The following is a 17747-nucleotide window of genomic DNA, read 5'->3' as shown; positions in this document are numbered from 1 at the left end:
CTGGGCCGGATGGCGGCGCCCTTGGCAGGAGCGCGGGAAGGCGCAGATAGAAGCCGCACGTTGCGCCGTGGAGATCGGCGGGTCGGTAAGCCGTACGGGGAGTCATGTCCGAAACGCGAGAGGACCGATTCGAGGTCGCCGTGGTCGGCGCCGGGGCCGCGGGCCTCGCGGCGGCGCTCGCCATCGCCCGCGAGGGGATTCCCACGGCCCTCGTCGGCCGCCACGCCCCCGTGGCGGACGGGCGGACCGTGGCGCTGCTCGACGGGTCGGTGCGCTTCCTGGACGCGCTCGGCGCCTGGGACGCGGTGGCGCCGCAGGCGAGCCCGCTCTGCACCCTGCAGATCATCGACGACACCGGCAGCCTGTTCCGGCCGCCGCCGGTGCGCTTCCAGGCCGCCGAGATCGGCCTCGACGCCTTCGGCTGGAACGTCGAGAGCGCGCGCCTCGTCGAGAGCCTGCGCGCCCGCGCCCGGACCCAGCCGAACCTCACCCTGGTCGAGGCGGATTGCGCCGGCGCGGTGGCGGGCGAATCGGCCGCCCGCATCACCCTCGCGGCGGGCGGGGCGGTCGAGGCCCGGCTGGTGGTGGGGGCCGACGGGGGCCGCTCGCCGCTGCGGGCCGCGAGCGGCCTGCGCGTGCGCGACTGGACCTACCCGCAGAGCGCCATCACCACGATTCTGGCGCATGAGCGCCCGCACCGGGACGTGTCGACCGAGTTCCACACCCGCTCGGGGCCCTTCACCCTGGTGCCGCTGCCGGGGGGCCATCGCTCCAGCCTCGTCTGGGTGACCGGGGAGGGCGCGGCCCGGCGGCTGGCGGCCCTCGACGACGCCGCCCTCGGGCAGGCGGTGGAGCGGCAGGCCCGGGCGATGCTCGGCGCCATGCGGGTCGACGGTCCGCGCGGCCTCGTGCCGATGCGCGGGCTCGCGGTGGCGACGCCGGTGGCGCGCCGGCTGGCGCTGATCGGGGAGGCGGCCCACGTCTTCCCGCCGATCGGCGCGCAGGGGCTGAACCTCGGCCTGCGCGACGCCGCGACCCTGCGCGACGGGGTGCTGCGCGCCACCCGGGACGGGCGGGATCCCGGCTCCCGTCCGGTGCTCGACGCCTACGCCAGCGCCCGGCGCGTGGACACGGCGGCGCGCACCGCCGCGGTCGATCTCCTCAACCGCAGCCTGCTCACCGACCTGCTGCCGGTGGACGCCCTGCGCGGCCTCGGCCTGCTGGTGATGGGCCAGCTCGGGCCGCTGCGGCGGCTGGTGATGCGGGAGGGGGTGCTGCCCCGGCTCGGCGCGCCGGAACTGATGCGTGGGGCGCGGTGAAAGGGGCTTACCCCCCAATCAATACGGAAGCAGTTCAGAATTCCGGCTGCGCCGCCACGTAGGCGCCGAGGCGGGTGGCGAGGTCGACCGGGCCGCCGGCCCGGGGCTCGGCCGAATCGCCGATCAGGATCACCGGGATGCCGCACTCACGCAGCTGCGAACGAAGCTTTGCGGCGCGGCGGGCATAGGCGGGGTCCCGGCGGGTCGGGGCCTGCAGCAGCACGGCCGCCGGCCGCGCGATCACGGCCAACACGTCGTCCGCCGCCTCCATGGAGGCGGTCACGCTTGCGTAGCCGAGACTGGCGAGCTCGCCCGAGAGGGACCGGTCCACGGCGCGGACGCCGTCATCGACCACGAGCACTTGTTGCAGCGCACCCATGAGCTTGAGCGGTACTCCATCCGGCACGGCTTGAAAAGGTAGCCATGACCACAATCCGTTGCAGAACCCGCGAGGGGGCCGATCGGATCCGTTGGTCCGTGTGCAGATGCGAGATTAGCCGCAGCACCTGAGCGCCGGATGAACCGCCGCGAGGCTGCCGTTCAGACGGCTGCGACGCCGATCGCGGCGCCGGACTGAAGTGGCCGGTACCCCGAATCGCGCCACGCCCAGGAATCCGTCTCCGGCGTCGCACCGCGGGGCAGGGGGGCCGACGCGCAGGCCGGCCCGCGGCAGGCGAGGCCGCCATCGCGTCCCTGCGCGAGGGCCAGGAGGGCCGGCGGCAGGGGCGCGCGGTCCGGATGGGCCAGGGTCGCGGCGAGGTCGGACAGGCCGGGACGCGTGATGACCGCCGTCTCCCCGAGGACCAGCGAATCGAGGCGCGGCTTGTCACCATCTGCCGCAGCGCGGTGGGTCAGGGTCGCGGGGGCCCGATGCACCACGTTGAGGGCCCGCACGGTCCAGGGCAGCGGCAGGGCGGCGAGCGCCGGCTCGATCAGGGCGGGGACGACCAGCCGGGTCGGCACGGGTCGCAGCAGGGCCGTCCGGAAGCCGGCCTCCTCGAAGGGGATCACCGTCTCCAGGCCGGCACCGGCCGCGAGCGCCGCGCCGAGGCCGGTCACGAGCCCGCGCAGGTCGTGGGCGGGCAGCAGCGTCAGGATCCGCTCGTCCGCGGTGAGCGGCAGGGCGTCGCCATGGGCCGCGATGGCAGCGGCGAGCGCCGCCGCGCTCCGGTAGACCGGCCGCTCGGGGTCGCTGCCTTCGAAAGTCACGAGGCCGAGGCTCGCGACCGGCTCGGCCACGCCGCGTTCCAGCGCCATCGCGTCGAGGCTGATCACCCCGTCCGGCACGCCGGGGCCGAAAGCGGCGAGATAGCGCAGGTTGAACTGACGCATGGCCGCGCGGGTGAGTTCCTCCGCCGGTCGGCGCGCCCCGCGCCGGCCTTCGGTGAGCACACCCAGGAGGTTGGCGGCCTCGATCCCGGCGGCGAGCTGGTCGGGATCCCAGGCGGCCGGCATCGCGCAGGGCAGGTGCCCGGCCGCCTCCACGGCGAGGTGGGCCAGGGCCGCCTCGGCGCCGCCGGAGAACCACAGGCCGATCCGGCTGCCGGCCGGGAGCCGCCACGCGCCGATCCCCCGGGCGAGCCGGCCGACGATCTCGGCGGCGGCCGCGTAGGTCCAGGTGATCGCCGGGCGCCCGCACCACGCGGCCCGGTCACCCGAATCACGCAGGGCCGTGCGCTGCGGCGCGGTGCGCGCAGCCGCGAACAGGCAGCCGGATAGGCCGCCGCCGGACCGCGCGGACGCGTCCGGTGCGGCCTCGACCGCCCTGTCGGCCACCGCGAACGCGCTCAACCCGCCCCCCAAACCGATACTGAAGAATCGCCGGCATGGTCGGCCGATTACGGTTAACCGACCGCTAAGACCGCCGGGTGACGACCGGCCCCGGCGGAATGCGCCGGGCCGATCCCGCGCCCCGCTCACGGGCTCGTGCGACGGCCCGCTTGCGGCCAAGCGAACGCCGGCCTATCGGAGGCCGGCCGCGGCCCGGAGGGTGATCACCTGCCCGTCAGGTCGCGGTGTCAAGCCGCGGTGTCATGCCTTCGCCTCATTCCAGGGGAAAGGCAGGCCGCCCGGCCAACGGGGCGGGAGATGCGCGCAGTCAGGCGCCCGTCCCCTCCGAGGGCCGGACCGATTCATCCGGAGTTCCGGGGGGCACGCCGTTGCGGCGCGCGTCCGGACGGTCCGGCGGACCGGCCGCCAGGCCGACTCCGCATCAACCCGTCACACCGTATCGCTTCCAAGGGGTCAGAGCCGATGTCCTTCACCCGCCCCGCGACGTTCGCGCGCGCCGCCCTCCTCGGTCTCGTGGGCTTCGGCCTCGCGGCCGCCCCGGCCCTGGCGCAGCCGAAGAAGCCCGCAGCCCCGGCTCCGACCGCGCCGGCGCCGACCGCTCCGGGCACCCCCGCCGCCAACACAGCGGCCCAGACCGGCCCGCAGATCGTGACGGTGAAGTCCGAGCCGAGCCAGGCCGACTGGACCAAGGTCTGCGGCAAGGACCAGGGTTCGGGCACCGACATCTGCTACACGACCCGCGACTTCGTGTCCGACCAGGGCCAGCCGGTGCTGGCGGTGGCGGTCTACGAGATGAAGAACCCCGCCCAGAAGCAGGAGGTGCGCGTGGTGCGCTACCTGCTGCCGCTCGGCCTGCTGCTGCAGCCGGGCATCCGCTTCAACGTCGATGGCCAGGCCGCGACGCCCGGCCGCTTCGCGGTCTGCTTCCCGAACGGCTGCTTCGCCGAGGCCGGGGGCGTCGATGCCGGCGTCGTCGCGGCGATGAAGAAGGGCACGACGCTGAACGTCTCGGTCCAGAACCAGACCCAGCGCGAGGTCACCTTCGCGGTGCCGCTGACCGGCTTCGGCAAGGCCTTCGACGGCCCGGCGATCGACCCGAAGGTGCTGGAGGAGCAGCAGAAGAAGCTCCAGGCGGAGCTGGAGAAGCGCTCCGAGGACATGCGCAAGAAGCTCGAGCAGCAGCAGGGTGCGGCACCCGCCGCCGGCGCCGCTCCGGCCGCGAAGTAAGCCGGCCGCAGGGTCGGGATTTTCCGGGGGGCCGGGCCGCGAGGTCCGGCCCTTCGCGTGTGCGGGTTTCGATATCTCTAGACCGTCATCGGCATCGAGCGCCGGATCCGCGCCCTCCCTCCCCCCTCTGCGGGGGAGGGAGGGCGCGTGATGGGCCTGGACTGCGCCGTGTCCCGAACGGCGGCTGCCCTACCGGATCCCCGTCGGGCCCGGCCCGGGCAGGACGAACAGCACGCGCAGGTCCTGGTCCGGCACATAGTCCCGGGCCTCCCAGCGGAACGTGGTCGGCCCGGTCTTCCGGATGCCCGCGCGGCAGAAGCTCACCACCGCCTCGGGATTCCCCTTGTCGACCGTCAGGGTGAAGCGCCCGATCGGCGCCGCCCAGTTGCGTGCCGTGGTCACGATGTAGGGCACCACGAAGGCCCGTAGATGGCCGCTCTCGCTGGGCGCCTGGGCGTGCAGGCGCCGGACCGCCGCGAGCCCCGCATCGTCCAGGCAGTAGGTCGCCCGGTAGCTGTCGCGGGACGCTTCCTTAGGATCGAGCAGGTGGAACCCGCTCACCGGGGCGTAGCTGTGGCCGATCCGGACATCCTGTCCGGGCGGAAAGGTCTGCGACCAGAAGAACTTCGCCTCGCTGCGCCACAGGCCCTCGGTCATCCCCTCGGCGTCGGGGAACAGGCCGGCCTTGACCAGCTCCGCCCAGGTGGCCGCGTCGATCCGCTTCCGGGCGGCCTCCAGCTCGGAGACGCGCAGCGGGTTGAGGGGCAGGCCGTGGCGGCGCAGCAGGTCGGTCACCTCGCGTTCGCCCACGAAGGCGCGCTCCTCCAGCGCCGGCTCGACCGGGCGCCCGTCCACCGTGACGGTGAAGCCGACGAAATTCGCCTGCTCGGGCTGCGGCAGCTTGAGGGCCGAGAAGCTGAGCTCGCGCCCGTCGATCGGCGGCAGCGGGAAGGCGATCCGCACCGTGCGCGGCTCGTCCGTCTGATTACGGAACACGTAGGCCACGTCGATCCGCGCGCGGCTGATCGACAGATCCTCACGTGCCAGCGCGATGCCGGGCTCACGCCGGAGGACGAGGCCACCGGCATCGAGCTCGGCGGCGCTGTCGTTGGCCCGGGCCGGGGTGCCGAGCAGGCCGGCGGCGAGGAGCAGGGCGGCTTTTCGGGAGCGGGCGACCATGGCGGCGGGTTCGTGCAACGGCACCCGCCGTCGCGCGAGGCTACCGCTCCGGCCTTGCCGGGAGCTTACGGAAGCCCGCGCCCGCTCAGTTCGTGGCCCGGGCGCGCATCCGGTAGGCGCCGGCATCGTCGCGCACGAACATCTCGGCGATCCCGGCGTGACGCAGGGCCTCCCCCGACGTGTCGGGCACGAGGTTCTGCTCCGACACGTAGGCGACGTATTCGGTCTCGGCGTTCTCGGCCAGCAGGTGGTAGAACGGCTGGTCCTTGCGCGGCCGGACCTCCTCGGGGATCGACAGCCACCATTCCTCGGTGTTGTCGAAGACCGGGTCGACGTCGAACACGACGCCCCGGAAGGGGTAGATCCGGTGGCGCACCACGGCGCCGATCGCGAATTTCGCGGTTCTCAGGGTTACGTCCGTCATGGTTCAGTCCGTCCAGAGGGGACAGATAGGACCGATGACGGGGCCTGTCACCGGGCGGGCGCGGGTTCCGGGATCCGGATGCCGAGTTCGGCGGCGATCGCCCGCGCCGTGGCCTCGCGCCGGGCGGTGAGGTCGGCGGTGCGCGCCCGGGCCGCCGCGACGATGGCGGGCGGGGCGGTGCGGGGGCTGCCGCTGTCGAAGGGCGGCTCGGGGGCGTACTGCATCCCGAGCTGGATCGCTTGCGCGGTCTCCGTGCCCCGCAGCTCGGCAGCCAGCTGCAAGGCGCCGTCGATCCCCGCGGTGACGCCGGCCGCGAACACCCAGGTGCGGTCCTGTGCATCGCGGTCGATCACCACCCGGGCATCCACCGGCTCGGCCCCGAAGGCGGGCAGGAGGTGGACCGCGTTCCAGTAGGTGGTGGCCCGGCGCCCCACCAGGAGGCCGGCCGCGCCGAGGAGGAGGGCGCCGGTACAGACCGACAGCACATGGGTTGCGCCCGCCGCCTGCTGCCGGATCCAGCCGAGCACGGCCGGATCGCGCATCAGCGCCTCCTGGCCCTGGCCGCCCGGCACGTGGAGCACGTCGAGCCGGGGCGCGGCGTCCAGGGTCGCGTCCGGCAGGATCCGCAGGCCGCGCACGTCGCGCACCGGATCGGGGGCGGCGGCGTAGATCCGGTAGGTGCTGTTCGGGATCCGGGCCAGGATCTCGAACGGGCCGGTGAGGTCGATCTGGTCGAGCCCCTCGAACAGGAGCGAGCCGATCTGCAGGTGTCTGTCGGGCGGGATCATCGCAGGCCTCCGGGGTGGACAGGGCGACCCTACCGCGGCACGCTCTGGCGCGAATGACAAAGAGCCCTCGTTTTCCGCCAGATGCCCCGCGGCCCGTGGAGGTGCTGGCCTTCCCCTCGGTGCAGCTCCTCGACGTGGCGGGGCCGCTCCAGGTCTTCGCCACCGCCAACGAGCGGGGTGGGCTCGGCCAACCCTACGCGCCGCGGGTGATCGCGGCGGGCGAGCCGGTGCTCACCGCCTCGGCGGGCCTGCGGCTGGTGGCCGAGCCGCTGCCGGGCGACGACACGCCGGTGGACACGCTGGTGATCGCGGGCGGCCCCGGCGTCCTGGCGGCCTGCGACGACCCTGCCCTCGTCGCCTGGGTGCGGGCCCGGGCCGGACGGGCGCGCCGGGTCGCCTCGGTCTGCACCGGGGCGTTCCTGCTGGGCGCGACCGGGCTGCTCGACGGGCGGCGGGCCGTGACCCACTGGACGCATTGCGCGGCGCTGGCGGCGCGCTATCCCCGCGTCCGGGTCGAGCCGGATCCAATCTTCGTGCGCGACGGCCCGGTCTGGTCCTCGGCGGGGGTCACGGCGGGGATCGATCTGGCGCTCGCGCTGGTCGAGGCGGATCTGGGCCGGCCGCTCGCGCTCGCGGTGGCGCGCCACCTCGTGATGTTCCTGAAGCGCCCCGGCGGGCAGGCACAGTTCAGCGCGGCGCTGGCGCTCCAGGCGGGGGAGGAGCGGTTCGGGCGGCTGCACGCCCACATCGCCGAGAACCTGTCGGGGGATCTCTCGCTGCCGGCCCTCGCCGCCGCGGCGGGGATGAGCGAGCGCAGCCTCAGCCGGCGCTATTGCGAGGCGACTGGCCTCACCCCGGCCAAGGCCGTGGAGCGCCTGCGGGTCGAGGCGGCCCGGCGGGCGCTGGCCGAGACCGCGCAGCCGGTCAAGCGCATCGCTCAGGTCTGCGGCTTCGGCTCCGAGGAGACGATGCGGCGGAGCTTCCTGCGGCATGTCGCGGCGACGCCGCAGGATTATCGGGCGCGGTTCGGGGGGTGATCACACGGTCTCGCGGCGTTCGAGGGCCGCCAGGATCGTTTCGCGTACGCCGTCGCGATTCTCATGGATGGCCGCATTCGTGATGCGCAGCAGGGTGAAGCCACAGGCTTCGATGATTCGGGTCCGCTCGGCATCCCCGGCGATCTCGGCAGCCGTGGAATGCGTCGCCCCGTCGACTTCGACGATGAGTTTGGCCTCGGTGCAGGCGAAGTCGACGACGAACCGGTCGATCGGGTGCTGGCGGCGGAATTTCCAGCCGTTGAGCGCGCGGTTGCGCAACAGGCGCCAAAGCTTGGCCTCCGCGCTTGTCTGCTTTCGCCGTAGGCTGCGGGCGCGCGGAATTGATCGGGTCACCGCTTGGCTCCAGCAACGCAGTTGCGGATCCAGGGGTGATACGGTGTCCCCGCTTGCGCGGGCCTGGCCCGACGAACTGCCCGCGTCGGTTCGGACACCGAGGCTCGCGGCAGAGCGCAACGCGCCCCCTCTCCCGTGCGGGAGAGGGTTGGGGTGAGGGACGAGAACGCTCAGAATAGGGCACGCCATCGACGCGCTGTCAGGTTACACCTCATCCGGACAGACCTGATCCCTCACCCTGTCCCTCTCCCGCACGGGAGAGGGGACCCACGTTTCATCCTGTCACCGCTGTGCTGCGCACGTCGCGCAAATCCAGTCCCCGCTCACCCCAGCTTGTAAACCGCCGCCAGCTCCGGATCCTTCGCGGCCACGAGCTTGGCCAGATCCACGATGACCTTGGCCTGCTTCCAGGTGGCGTCGTCCTGCATCTTGCCGTCGAGCATCACGGCGCCGGTGCCGTCCGGCATGGCCGCCACGATCCGGGCCGCGAAGGCCACCTCGGCCGGATCCGGGGCGAAGACCTTTTTGGCGATCGCCACCTGGCTCGGGTGCAGCGTCCAGGCCCCGGCGCAGCCCATCAGGAAGGCGTTGCGGAACTGCGCCTCGCAGGCATCGCCATCGGAGAAGTCGCCGAACGGGCCGTAGAACGCCTTGATGCCGTTGGCCATGCAGGCGTCGACCATCTTGGCGATCGTGTAGTGCCAGAGATCCTGCTGGGCGGTGGCGCGGGGGGCGTCACCGGAGGGATCGCTCAGCACCCGGTAATCCGGATGGCCGCCGCCGACCCGGGTGGTCTTCATGCCGCGGGACGCCGCGAGATCCGCCGGGCCCAGGCTCATGCCGTGCATCCGCGGCGAGGCCGACGCGATGGCGTCGACGTTGGCCACGCCCTCGGCGGTCTCCAGGATCGCGTGGACCAGGATCGGCTTCGTGACCCCGTGGCGCGCCTCGAGCTGGGCGAGAAGCTGGTCGATGTAGTGGATGTCCCACGGCCCCTCGACCTTGGGCACCATCACCACGTCGAGCTTGTTGCCGACCTTGGCCACGATCGTGAACAGGTCGTCCAAGATCCAGGGGGAGTTGAGGGCGTTGATCCGGGTCCAGAGGCCGGTGCCGGTGGCGGCGAAGTCGGTCGCCTGCGCCATGGCGACGAAGCCCTTGCGGGCCGCCTCCTTCTGGTCGGCGGGGACCGCGTCCTCCAGGTTGCCCAGCACAACGTCGACCGTGCCGGCGAGCTCCGGCACCCGGGCGCGGACCTTGTCGTTGTGGGGCGGCACGAAGTGGATCATCCGCTCCAGCCGCACCGGCAGCTCGCGGAACGGGGCCGGCGCGCCGGTGGCGAGCGGCTGGAAGAAGCGGCGGGGCAGTTTCATCGGGGGCCTCTTGTCGGGGGCTGGCGTCTGCTCCCGTTAGAGCCGTTCCCGATCGCATTGCAATCGGGAACACTGGCACGGCCCCGCACACAATCCTGGATTCCAAAGGACGAGTCCTTTGGCGGGTGCAGGGCAGTGCCCTGCAAAACAGGTCAGAGACCCCCGGAAGGGGATCTCTGACCTGTTCGTCGGGGCTTCACCCCGGCACCCCACCAAAGGGACAAGTCCCTTTGGAAACCCGTCATGAGGAAGCGGTCAGCCTCGGCCGCCGCCGCGCTCGCCCATGCCGACCCGGCCGAACAGGCCGCCGTCGCCGGCCACCACCACGAGGCGCCGGACCTCGCCCCGCAGGAAGGCCTGCAGGAAGCGGTTGTAGTCGCGGAACGAGACGCAGCCGTTCGAGGCGCCGGGCTGGCGCAGCATGTAGGTGTGGGCGAGTAGCCCGTCGCGGCCGTGGATCGACCCGCTGCCGCCGACCGGGGTCAGGCGGATGGCGCGCACCCCGTGGAACAGGCGCTCGCGCTCGGTCAGCATGTAGGTGCCCGGCGGCGTCGAGCCGCGCATGCGCAGGTGGACGAAGCGTGGGTTGTCCATGGCCTCGCCGAGGCCGGAATGGGCCTCCAGGACCTCGCCCGAGGGGAGCGTCACCGTGCGGGCGGTGATGTCGTAGACCGCCGTGCCGGCGACCGACTCGGGCTCCGGGCTGATCCGGGTGCGGGGGGCCGCCTGCGGGAGGGTATCGGGGCTGGCATAGGCCAGGACTTGGCGGGATTCCTGGCGGGGCTGCTCGCGGGGCGCGGCGGCGCCGACGCCGAACAGCTTCTCGAAGAAGGACGGCTCCTCCGCCATGGCGGCGCGGAACACGTCGCGGGTGCGGGGCAGGGCGCGGGCCGCGACCCGGGCGGGCGCGGCGGCGCGTGGGGTCGCGGGCTGCGGCCGCAGCTCGGCCGGGCGGGCCACCGGCAGCGGCACCAGGGCGGGCGCGAGCGCGGCGGGCGTCGGCTCGACGGCGGCGAGCCGCAGGGGCGCGGATGCCGGCTCGGACGCGGCCGGCGTGTTCGCAGCCTGCGCGGTCCGGGTCCGCTCGGCCTTGATCTGCTCGGCCTTGATCTGCTCGGCCTTGATCTGCTCGGCCTTGGCGACCTGCCGGGCGATCTCCCGGACCGCCGGGGACGGCTCCGACTGGGCGATCTGGGATGTCGCAACCGGGGCCGTGGCAACCTGGAACGCGGTCGGCAGCGCCGCGCTGCCGAAATCGGTCGCGGCGCCGGAGCCCAGGGCCGGGCTCGGATCGAGCATCCAGGCGATGTTCGGCTGCGGCGCGGCGTGCGGCGCGGTGGCCAGGGCCGGCCGCAGCGCGGGGGGCTCGGCGGGGGCGGGGCCCTGCGGCTGGCTGAGGATCGCCCAGCCGGCCAGGGTCATGGCGGTCAGGCCGATGAGGCCCGTCAGCCGGGCCCGGCGGCGGGCGCGCCGCATGGCGCTGGGATAGGGCGCCCGGGTGCGGGCGACCGGATCGTAGGGGGTCTCCACGTAGACGATGCGCTGGGGCGCCATCCGCGCGGGCTGCGCGACGCGGTACGCGGTTCGGGACAAGGCAGCCTGGGCCATTCGGGGAACTCGCCTACGCGCTTCCCCGCGGGCAGCCGCCGCCGTTCGCCCGCGGACGCCGTGTCCGCACGCGTGGCCTGGGTTGCCCATCTGGGAAGGTCATCAACCGTCCGTCCCAGTAAGCCGCCTTATGGTTAAGTCTTGCTGAAGACGCGCACGCCGCCGCAGATACGCGTTCAGGGCGCCGGTTCGGGGGCGTCGATCGGCGCCTCCATGGGCCCGTGCCGATGCGCGACGAACAGGCAGAGCAGGGCCACCGGCACGCCGATCAGGGAGGTGCCGACGAAGAACCACGGGAACCCGGTCCACTCGATCACGAAGCCCGAGAACCCGGCGAGCAGGCTGCCCGGCAGGGCGCAGAGGGAGGTCAGCAGGGCGTACTGGCTCGCCGCATGGGCGGTGGCCGAGAGCCGGGACATGTAGGTGATCAGCACGATCGACGCGAAGGCGTAGGCGAAGCCGTCGATCCCGACCGTCGCCGCGAAGGTCCAGAACGCCGCCCCGCCATGGCCGCCGTGCCACGCGAGATAGGCCAGCGCGAGGTGCGAGGCCGAGGCCGTGACGGTGCCGATCAGCAGGCTCGCCATCATGCCGATCCGCGGGATGATGGCGCTGGCCAGGAAGGTGCCGCCCAGCGCGATCCAGAAGCCGAACAGCTTGGTCACCGTGGCGATATCGGTGTTGGAGTAGCCGAGCGTCTTGAACAGCGGGATCGCCATGGCGTTCGACACGTAGCCGGGCATCCGGAAGCCCGCGACCAGCGCCAGCACCGGCACGGCCAGCGGCCCGAGCCGGGCGAGGAGGTCGCGGATCGGCGCCCAGACGGTCTCGACGAAGCCGCCGCTCGCCGGCGTCTCGGGGGCGGGGGGTTCCGGCGCCAGCAGGGCCGCGATCGTGCCGGGGGCCATCAGGGCGGCCATGCACAGGTAGGCGGCGCGCCAGCCATAGGCATCCGAGAGGTAGAGGGCGCCCGCCCCCGCCGCGAGGTTGCCGATCCGGTAGCCGATCTCCGACCACGACGACATCAGCGCCTGCTGCTCCGGGGGCGCGGCGGTGATGCGCCAGCCGTCGATCACCACGTCCTGGGTGGCGCCCGCGACGCCGAGCGCCAGGGAGAACGCCACCGTCCAGCCGAGCCAGTGGGCCGGATCGCCGAAGGCGACGCCCGCGAGCGCCAGCGCCACCAGGATCTGCGTGGCGACGATCCAGCCTCTGCGGCGCCCGAGCCAGCGGCCGAGCAGTGGCGCGTCGTGCCGGTCGAGGAACGGGGCCCAGAGGAACTTCAGCTTGTACGCGATGGTGAGCTCGCTCATCAGCCCGATCGTGGCGAGCGGCACCTTCGCCTGGACGAGCCACGCCGACTGCGTCGCGTAGACCAGCAGGAACGGGATGCCCTGCACGAAGCCGAGGCCCAGCACCGCGGCGACCCGCCGGTCGGTGAACAGGGGCGTGAGGAAGGCGCCTGTCGCGGCCTTCACCGGCTCGGGCGCGCCGGTGACCTGCGCCGGGTTTGCCATCCACGCGTCTCCTGGGCTTCACCGAGGGAGAGAGCAGAGATGCGCCGAGCGTGCAATGATCGTGCGACTGTCCGCCTCCCTGAAAGGAGGGCGCTTTTCCCCTCCCCCTTGCGGGGAGGGGTCAGGGGTGGGGGTGGTTCAGGATCGAGCGTTCCGGTGCCTTCTGCACCACCCCCACGCGGGATCTGCGATCCCCAAACTCCTCCCCGCAAGGGGGAGGAGAGAGCCCAGCGGCTAGAGCGGCGTGAATATCTTACCGATGAAGGGGCAGGTGAGAGGAGCGCGACTCGCCCCGTCCCTCACGCCGCCTTCTTCCCCCGCTCGGCGATCTTCACCAAGCTGCGCAACACCTCGGTGGCGGTCTTGAGCCGGGCCGGGATGGTGTTGAGGTCGCGCACGAACACCACGCTCATGTCGGGCCGCACCTTCGCGAAGGAGGCCTGCTCGGCGACGTAGGCCACGAGCCCCTGCGGGTTGGCGTAGGACCGCTCGCGGAAATGGACCACCACGCCCTTCGGCCCGGCCTCGACCTTCTCGACGTTCGCCTTGAGGCAGAGGATCTTGATCGTGCCGATCTTGAGGAGCTGCTCCACCTCCGGCGGCAGCGGCCCGAACCGGTCGATCAGCTCGGCGCCGAAACTCTCCATCTCGGCATCGTCCTGGATGGTGGCCAGCCGCCGGTAGAGGGCGAGCCGCACCCCCAGATCCTCGACGTAATCCTCCGGGATCGTCACGGGCGCGCCCAGCGCGATGGTCGGCGACCACGCCTCCTCGGGCACGTCCTCGATGCCGGCCTTGAGCGCGGTGACCGCGTCCTCCAGCATCTGCTGGTAGAGCTCGTAGCCGACCTCCTTGATGTGGCCCGACTGGGCATCGCCCAGGAGGTTGCCGGCGCCGCGGATGTCGAGGTCGTGGGAGGCGAGCTGGAAGCCCGCGCCCAGCGTGTCGAGGCTCTGGAGCACCTTGAGGCGCTGCTCGGCCTGGGCGGTGAGCTGGCGGTTCGCCGGGGTCGTGAACAGCGCATAGGCGCGCGCCTTCGACCGGCCGACCCGGCCGCGCAGCTGGTAGAGCTGGGCGAGGCCGAACATGTCGGCCCGGTGGACGATCAGCGTGTTGGCGGTGGGGATGTCGAGGCCCGATTCGACGATCGTGGTCGAGAGCAGGACGTCGAACTTGCCCTCGTAGAAGGCCGTCATCACGTCTTCCAGCTGGCCCGCCGCCATCTGGCCGTGGGCGACCGCGACCTTGATCTCGGGCATCTCGGCATCGAGGAACTTTTTGACCTCGGCCAGATCCTCGATCCGCGGCACCACGTAGAAGGCTTGGCCGCCGCGGTAGCGCTCGCGCAGCAGGGCCTCCCGGATGGTCAGCGGGTCGAAGGGCGTCACGAAGGTGCGCACCACCAGCCGGTCGACCGGGGGCGTCGCGATGATCGACAGCTCGCGCACCCCGGTCATGGCGAGTTGCAGCGTGCGCGGGATCGGCGTCGCCGAGAGCGTCAGCACGTGGACATCGGCCTGGAGCGCCTTCAGCCGCTCCTTGTGGGCGACGCCGAAATGCTGCTCCTCGTCCACGATGATCAGGCCGAGATCCTTGAAGGCGATGTTCTTGGCGAGCAGCGCGTGGGTGCCGACCACGATGTCGACCGTGCCGGCGATGAGCCCCGCCCGGGTCTGCTTCATCTCCGCCGCGGAGGCGAAGCGGGAGAGCTGCGCCACCTGAACCGGCAGGCCCTTGAAGCGCTCCGCAAACGTCCGGAAATGCTGGCGGGCCAGCAAGGTCGTGGGGACGATCACCGCCACCTGCTTGCCGGAGATCGCCGCCGCGAAGGCGGCGCGCAAAGCCACCTCGGTCTTGCCGAAGCCGACATCGCCGCAGACCAGCCGGTCCATCGGCCGGCCGGCATTGAGGTCGTCCAGCACCGCGTCGATGGCGTTGGCCTGGTCCTCGGTCTCCTCGAAGGGGAAGCGGGCCGCGAACTCCCCGTAGAGCCCCTCCGGCGCCTGCAGGGCCGGGGCCTTCCGGACGAAGCGCTGGGCCGCGACCTTGATCAATTCGCCCGCCATCTCGAGGATGCGGCGCTTCATCTTGGCCTTGCGGGCCTGCCACGCGCCGCCGCCGAGCCGGTCGAGGGCGACCTCGGCATCCTCCGAGCCGTAGCGGGTCAGGAGCTCGATATTCTCCACCGGCAGGAGCAGCAGGCCGCCGGTATATTGCAGCTCCAGGCAATCGTGCGGGGCGCCGGCGGCGTGGATCGTCTTCAGACCGACGAACCGGCCGATGCCGTGGTCGGCATGGACCACGATGTCGCCGGGCTGGAGCGCCTGCACCTCCAGGATCACGTCCTGGGGCCGCTTGGCCTTGCGCTTCTGGCGGACCAGCCGGTCGCCCAGGATGTCGCCCTCGGAGACGACGGCGAGCTCGCCCGCGGTGAAGCCCGCCTCCAGGCCCCAGACGGCGACCGCCACGTCGGTGCCGCGCTTGAGCGCGTAGACGTCGGTGAGCCGCGTGATCGCCACCGGCTTCTTCAGGCCGTGATCGGTGAGCACGCCGCAGAGCCGGTCGCGGGAGCCGTCGGACCACGCGCCCAGGATCACGTGATGACCGGATCCCTGGAGGTCGCGGATATGCGCCACCGCGGCGTCGAACACGCTGGCATTCTCGTCGGCCCGCTCCGGCGCAAAGCTACGGCCCGCCTTGGCGCCGCAATCGATCACGGCGCGCTCCGCGGATTCGGGCTGCGCGAAGGGCGTCAGCCGTGCCACGGTGGCGGTGGCGATCCGCTCCTTCAGCTCGTTCGGGGTCAGGTAGAGGGCGCGGGGCGGCAGGGGCTTGTAGGGGGCGACGCCGGGCTGCGGCGTCTTCATCGCGCCCTCGCGGGCCTGGTAATAGTCCTGGACGAGGCTGATCCGCTCGGCGGCCGCGTCCTCCACCTGCGGGTCGAAGACCAGCGGCACGCCGCCGAGATAGTCGAACAGCGTGTCGAGGTGGTCGTAGAACAGCGGCATCCAGTGCTCGAGGCCGGCATAGCGCCGCCCCTCGCTCACCGTCTCGTAGAGCCGGTCGTCCCGGGTCGCCGCGCCGAAGCTCTGGATGTAGTTCTGGCGGAAGCGCCGGATCGTCTCGGTGGTGAGCTGGACCTCGCTCATCGGCATCAGGTCCAGCGAGCGGAGCTGGCCGGTGGTGCGCTGGGTCTCCGGGTCGAAGGCGCGGATCGATTCCAGCGTATCGCCGAAGAAGTCGAGGCGGATCGGCGCCGCCAGCCCCGGGGGCGAGAGGTCGAGGATGCCGCCGCGGACCGCGTATTCGCCCGTGTCACGCACGGTGCCGGTGCGCAGGAAGCCGTTGGCCTCGACCCAGGCCACCACGTCGTCCATCGCCACGACGTTGCCGATCGCCGCCGAGAACGCCTCCCGGGCGATGTGGGCGCGGGGCGGGACCCGCTGCACCAGGGCGTTGACGGTGGTGCAGAGGATGCGCGGCCTGTCCTCGGCCGAGCGGGTGCGGGCGAGGCGGGCGAGCGCCGTCATCCGGGCGGCCGCGACCGCGGTCGTCGGCGAGACCCGGTCGTAGGGCTGGCAGTCCCAGGCCGGCAGGCTCATCACGTCCATCTCGGGCGCGACGAAGCCGAGGGCCGCCTGGAACGAGGCCGAGCGGCCGGAATCGCGCGCGACATGGACCAGCACCGCCGGCGCGTCGACGGTGGGCGCCAGGGCGCGGGCGAGGTCGGCGAGGGCGAGCGCGTCGAACCCCTCCGGGGCGCTCGCCAGAACCGGGCTGTCGCCGCGCTTCAGGGCGTCGATCGCCTGGGCGAGGGCCGAGGATTTCGGCAGGGCGAAGCGCGCGACCTGCTGTCTGGCGGCGGGGGCGGGGGGCTTCGGTTGCGGCTTGGGTTGCGGCTTGGCCATCGGGTCTTTCGCGGGGGATCCCACCGGGCGCGTCAGGGGCAGAGATCGGGTGGCGTTAGCCCAACGGGCCGGCGCGATAAAGCTTTCCCGCAGCCGCGTCGGCGGGGCGACTCGACGCGTCCTGCGCGACGCCGCCTCCAGGCGGTTCCGCTCCGGTCGGGAACGGCCGCGCGCGGGCCTGCGGCCGAGTCGCGACGCGTCCCGCTCGGACCCGGGCGCGCGCGGAGGCGGTCGGGGCCAGCGCGGCCGTCACGGCCCGCCGGCGCGCCCGCTCTCCAGCCTCAGCCGGCGAGCCGCGCCCGGCTGTCGGTCCGGGCGAGGCGGGCCAGCAGGTACTCGACCTCGGCCTTGGCCGTGGCGGTGAGCGCCTGCGAGGGCTTGCGCTGCGCGTCGGAGGCAAAGATCCCGCGGCGCTGGAACACGTATTTGCGCACCGCGAGCCCGAGCGGACCCTGCTGCTGCTCGTAGCGCAGATAGGGCAGGTGGGCGTCGAACAGGTCGTGGGCGGCGTCACGCTCGCCGGCCCGGCCGAGGCGGACCACATCGACCAGCATCTCCGGGAAGGCGTAGCCGGTATTGGCGCCGTCGGCGCCGCGCTCGGTCTCGAAATCGAGGAACAGGCCGCCATTGCCGACCAGGATCGAGATGTGGCGCATCGAGCCGTCCGCCTCGAAGCCGCGCAGGGTCGAGATCTTCTCCAGCCCCGGCCAGTCCTCGTGCTTGAGCATCACGCAGGAGGGATTGTCCATGACGATCCGACGGATCACCGCCGGGCTCATCTGCACCGAGAAGGTGAGGGGATAATCCTGAAGGACGAACGGCACGTCCGGGCCCACTGCCTCGGCGGCATTCCGAAAATAGCCGACCACCTGATCGTCGGTGCGCAGCGTGTTGGGCGGGGCGATCATCACGCCGGCCGCGCCCAGCTCCATCACCTCCCGGGCGAGGGAGCGCATGGCCGCGAAGCCCGGGGCCGTGACGCCGACGATCACCGGCAGCCGCGTGCGCCCGAGGACCCGCTTGGCCACCGCGATCCCCTCCGCGTGGTCGAGCTTGCCGGCCTCGCCGAGCTGGCCGAGGATCGTCAGGCCGTCGACGCCGGCCGCGCCGAAGAAGTCGGTCATCCGGTCGAGGGAGGTCTCGTCGATCCGGCCGTCCGGGTGGAACGGCGTCGGGGCGATCGGCACGACGCCGCGAATGTCGCTGGTGAGGGGCATGCCGG

The 17747-nt window shown here is 72.6% G+C and carries 14 protein-coding genes; 3 read left to right on the top strand and 11 right to left on the bottom strand.

From position 1 onward, the window contains the following. The first annotated feature begins 104 nt into the window (after positions 1–104). Positions 105–1319, top strand: coding sequence for a UbiH/UbiF family hydroxylase (locus tag AAHG09_RS26400; RefSeq protein ID WP_342110474.1), 1215 nt, complete (start codon positions 105–107; stop codon positions 1317–1319). A gap of 34 nt (positions 1320–1353) precedes the next feature. Here AAHG09_RS26400 and AAHG09_RS26395 read toward each other — a convergent pair whose 3' ends face one another. Together AAHG09_RS26395 and AAHG09_RS26390 are read right to left on the bottom strand one after the other, a co-directional pair. After that, complete coding sequence (locus tag AAHG09_RS26395) at positions 1354–1698, bottom strand: hypothetical protein (RefSeq protein ID WP_342110473.1); 345 nt, start codon at positions 1696–1698, stop codon at positions 1354–1356. Positions 1699–1859: 161 nt separating this feature from the next. Next, on the bottom strand, positions 1860–3110 hold the full coding sequence (locus AAHG09_RS26390; protein ID WP_342110472.1) for a class I adenylate-forming enzyme family protein: 1251 nt from the start codon (positions 3108–3110) through the stop codon (positions 1860–1862). Between the two features lie 462 nt (positions 3111–3572). Between AAHG09_RS26390 and AAHG09_RS26385 the strand changes: the two genes are divergently transcribed. Further along, the gene (locus tag AAHG09_RS26385; protein WP_342110471.1) at positions 3573–4337 is read left to right on the top strand and encodes an invasion associated locus B family protein; all 765 of its coding nucleotides are present in this window, start codon (positions 3573–3575) and stop codon (positions 4335–4337) included. A 189-nt stretch (positions 4338–4526) separates the two neighbouring features. Here AAHG09_RS26385 and AAHG09_RS26380 read toward each other — a convergent pair whose 3' ends face one another. From AAHG09_RS26380 to AAHG09_RS26370, 3 genes are all read right to left on the bottom strand, one after another. Continuing rightward, positions 4527–5540, bottom strand: a complete 1014-nt coding sequence (locus AAHG09_RS26380; RefSeq protein ID WP_342110470.1) for a DUF4424 domain-containing protein — start codon at positions 5538–5540, stop codon at positions 4527–4529. A 61-nt stretch (positions 5541–5601) separates the two neighbouring features. Then, positions 5602–5940, bottom strand: a complete 339-nt coding sequence (hspQ, locus tag AAHG09_RS26375) for a heat shock protein HspQ (RefSeq protein WP_091716581.1) — start codon at positions 5938–5940, stop codon at positions 5602–5604. A 47-nt stretch (positions 5941–5987) separates the two neighbouring features. Then, on the bottom strand, positions 5988–6728 hold the full coding sequence (locus AAHG09_RS26370) for a DJ-1/PfpI family protein (protein WP_342110469.1): 741 nt from the start codon (positions 6726–6728) through the stop codon (positions 5988–5990). Between the two features lie 53 nt (positions 6729–6781). Between AAHG09_RS26370 and AAHG09_RS26365 the strand changes: the two genes are divergently transcribed. Further along, on the top strand, positions 6782–7765 hold the full coding sequence (locus AAHG09_RS26365; protein ID WP_342110468.1) for a GlxA family transcriptional regulator: 984 nt from the start codon (positions 6782–6784) through the stop codon (positions 7763–7765). Here AAHG09_RS26365 and AAHG09_RS26360 read toward each other — a convergent pair whose 3' ends face one another. From AAHG09_RS26360 to AAHG09_RS26335, 6 genes are all read right to left on the bottom strand, one after another. Further along, positions 7766–8239 (bottom strand): endonuclease domain-containing protein, encoded by a 474-nt coding sequence (locus AAHG09_RS26360; protein ID WP_342110467.1) that lies wholly within the window; start codon positions 8237–8239, stop codon positions 7766–7768. 203 nt (positions 8240–8442) lie between these two features. Continuing rightward, entirely contained in the window at positions 8443–9492 is a 1050-nt protein-coding gene (locus AAHG09_RS26355; RefSeq protein WP_342110466.1) for an HpcH/HpaI aldolase/citrate lyase family protein, read from the bottom strand. A gap of 255 nt (positions 9493–9747) precedes the next feature. After that, a complete protein-coding gene (locus AAHG09_RS26350; protein WP_342110465.1) occupies positions 9748–11100 on the bottom strand; it encodes a DUF2778 domain-containing protein in 1353 nt (450 codons plus the stop codon). Positions 11101–11276: 176 nt separating this feature from the next. Then, a complete protein-coding gene (locus AAHG09_RS26345) occupies positions 11277–12617 on the bottom strand; it encodes an AmpG family muropeptide MFS transporter (protein ID WP_342110464.1) in 1341 nt (446 codons plus the stop codon). A gap of 299 nt (positions 12618–12916) precedes the next feature. Further along, positions 12917–16525 carry a transcription-repair coupling factor gene (mfd, locus tag AAHG09_RS26340; protein ID WP_342110463.1) on the bottom strand — a complete coding sequence of 1203 codons (3609 nt, stop codon included), beginning with the start codon at positions 16523–16525 and terminating at the stop codon, positions 12917–12919. Positions 16526–16806: 281 nt separating this feature from the next. Beyond that, positions 16807–17742, bottom strand: coding sequence for a dihydrodipicolinate synthase family protein (locus tag AAHG09_RS26335; RefSeq protein ID WP_342110462.1), 936 nt, complete (start codon positions 17740–17742; stop codon positions 16807–16809). Positions 17743–17747 lie beyond the last annotated feature (5 nt).

It is taken from the genome of Methylobacterium guangdongense (assembly GCF_038442355.1).
Classification (GTDB): Bacteria; Pseudomonadota; Alphaproteobacteria; order Rhizobiales; family Beijerinckiaceae; genus Methylobacterium; species Methylobacterium guangdongense.
Note: the sequence above shows the minus strand (reverse complement) of the source record. Positions and strands in the feature narration are given on the sequence as shown.

Coding starts and splice junctions, on each gene's coding strand:
- AAHG09_RS26400 (WP_342110474.1), top strand. CDS start 105: ATGTCCGAAACGCGAGAGGACCGATTCGAGGTCGCCGTGGTCGGCGCC.
- AAHG09_RS26395 (WP_342110473.1), bottom strand. CDS start 1,698: ATGGGTGCGCTGCAACAAGTGCTCGTGGTCGATGACGGCGTCCGCGCC.
- AAHG09_RS26385 (WP_342110471.1), top strand. CDS start 3,573: ATGTCCTTCACCCGCCCCGCGACGTTCGCGCGCGCCGCCCTCCTCGGT.
- hspQ (WP_091716581.1), bottom strand. CDS start 5,940: ATGACGGACGTAACCCTGAGAACCGCGAAATTCGCGATCGGCGCCGTG.
- AAHG09_RS26370 (WP_342110469.1), bottom strand. CDS start 6,728: ATGATCCCGCCCGACAGACACCTGCAGATCGGCTCGCTCCTGTTCGAG.
- AAHG09_RS26365 (WP_342110468.1), top strand. CDS start 6,782: ATGACAAAGAGCCCTCGTTTTCCGCCAGATGCCCCGCGGCCCGTGGAG.
- AAHG09_RS26355 (WP_342110466.1), bottom strand. CDS start 9,492: ATGAAACTGCCCCGCCGCTTCTTCCAGCCGCTCGCCACCGGCGCGCCG.
- AAHG09_RS26350 (WP_342110465.1), bottom strand. CDS start 11,100: ATGGCCCAGGCTGCCTTGTCCCGAACCGCGTACCGCGTCGCGCAGCCC.
- AAHG09_RS26345 (WP_342110464.1), bottom strand. CDS start 12,617: ATGGCAAACCCGGCGCAGGTCACCGGCGCGCCCGAGCCGGTGAAGGCC.
- mfd (WP_342110463.1), bottom strand. CDS start 16,525: ATGGCCAAGCCGCAACCCAAGCCGCAACCGAAGCCCCCCGCCCCCGCC.
- AAHG09_RS26335 (WP_342110462.1), bottom strand. CDS start 17,742: ATGCCCCTCACCAGCGACATTCGCGGCGTCGTGCCGATCGCCCCGACG.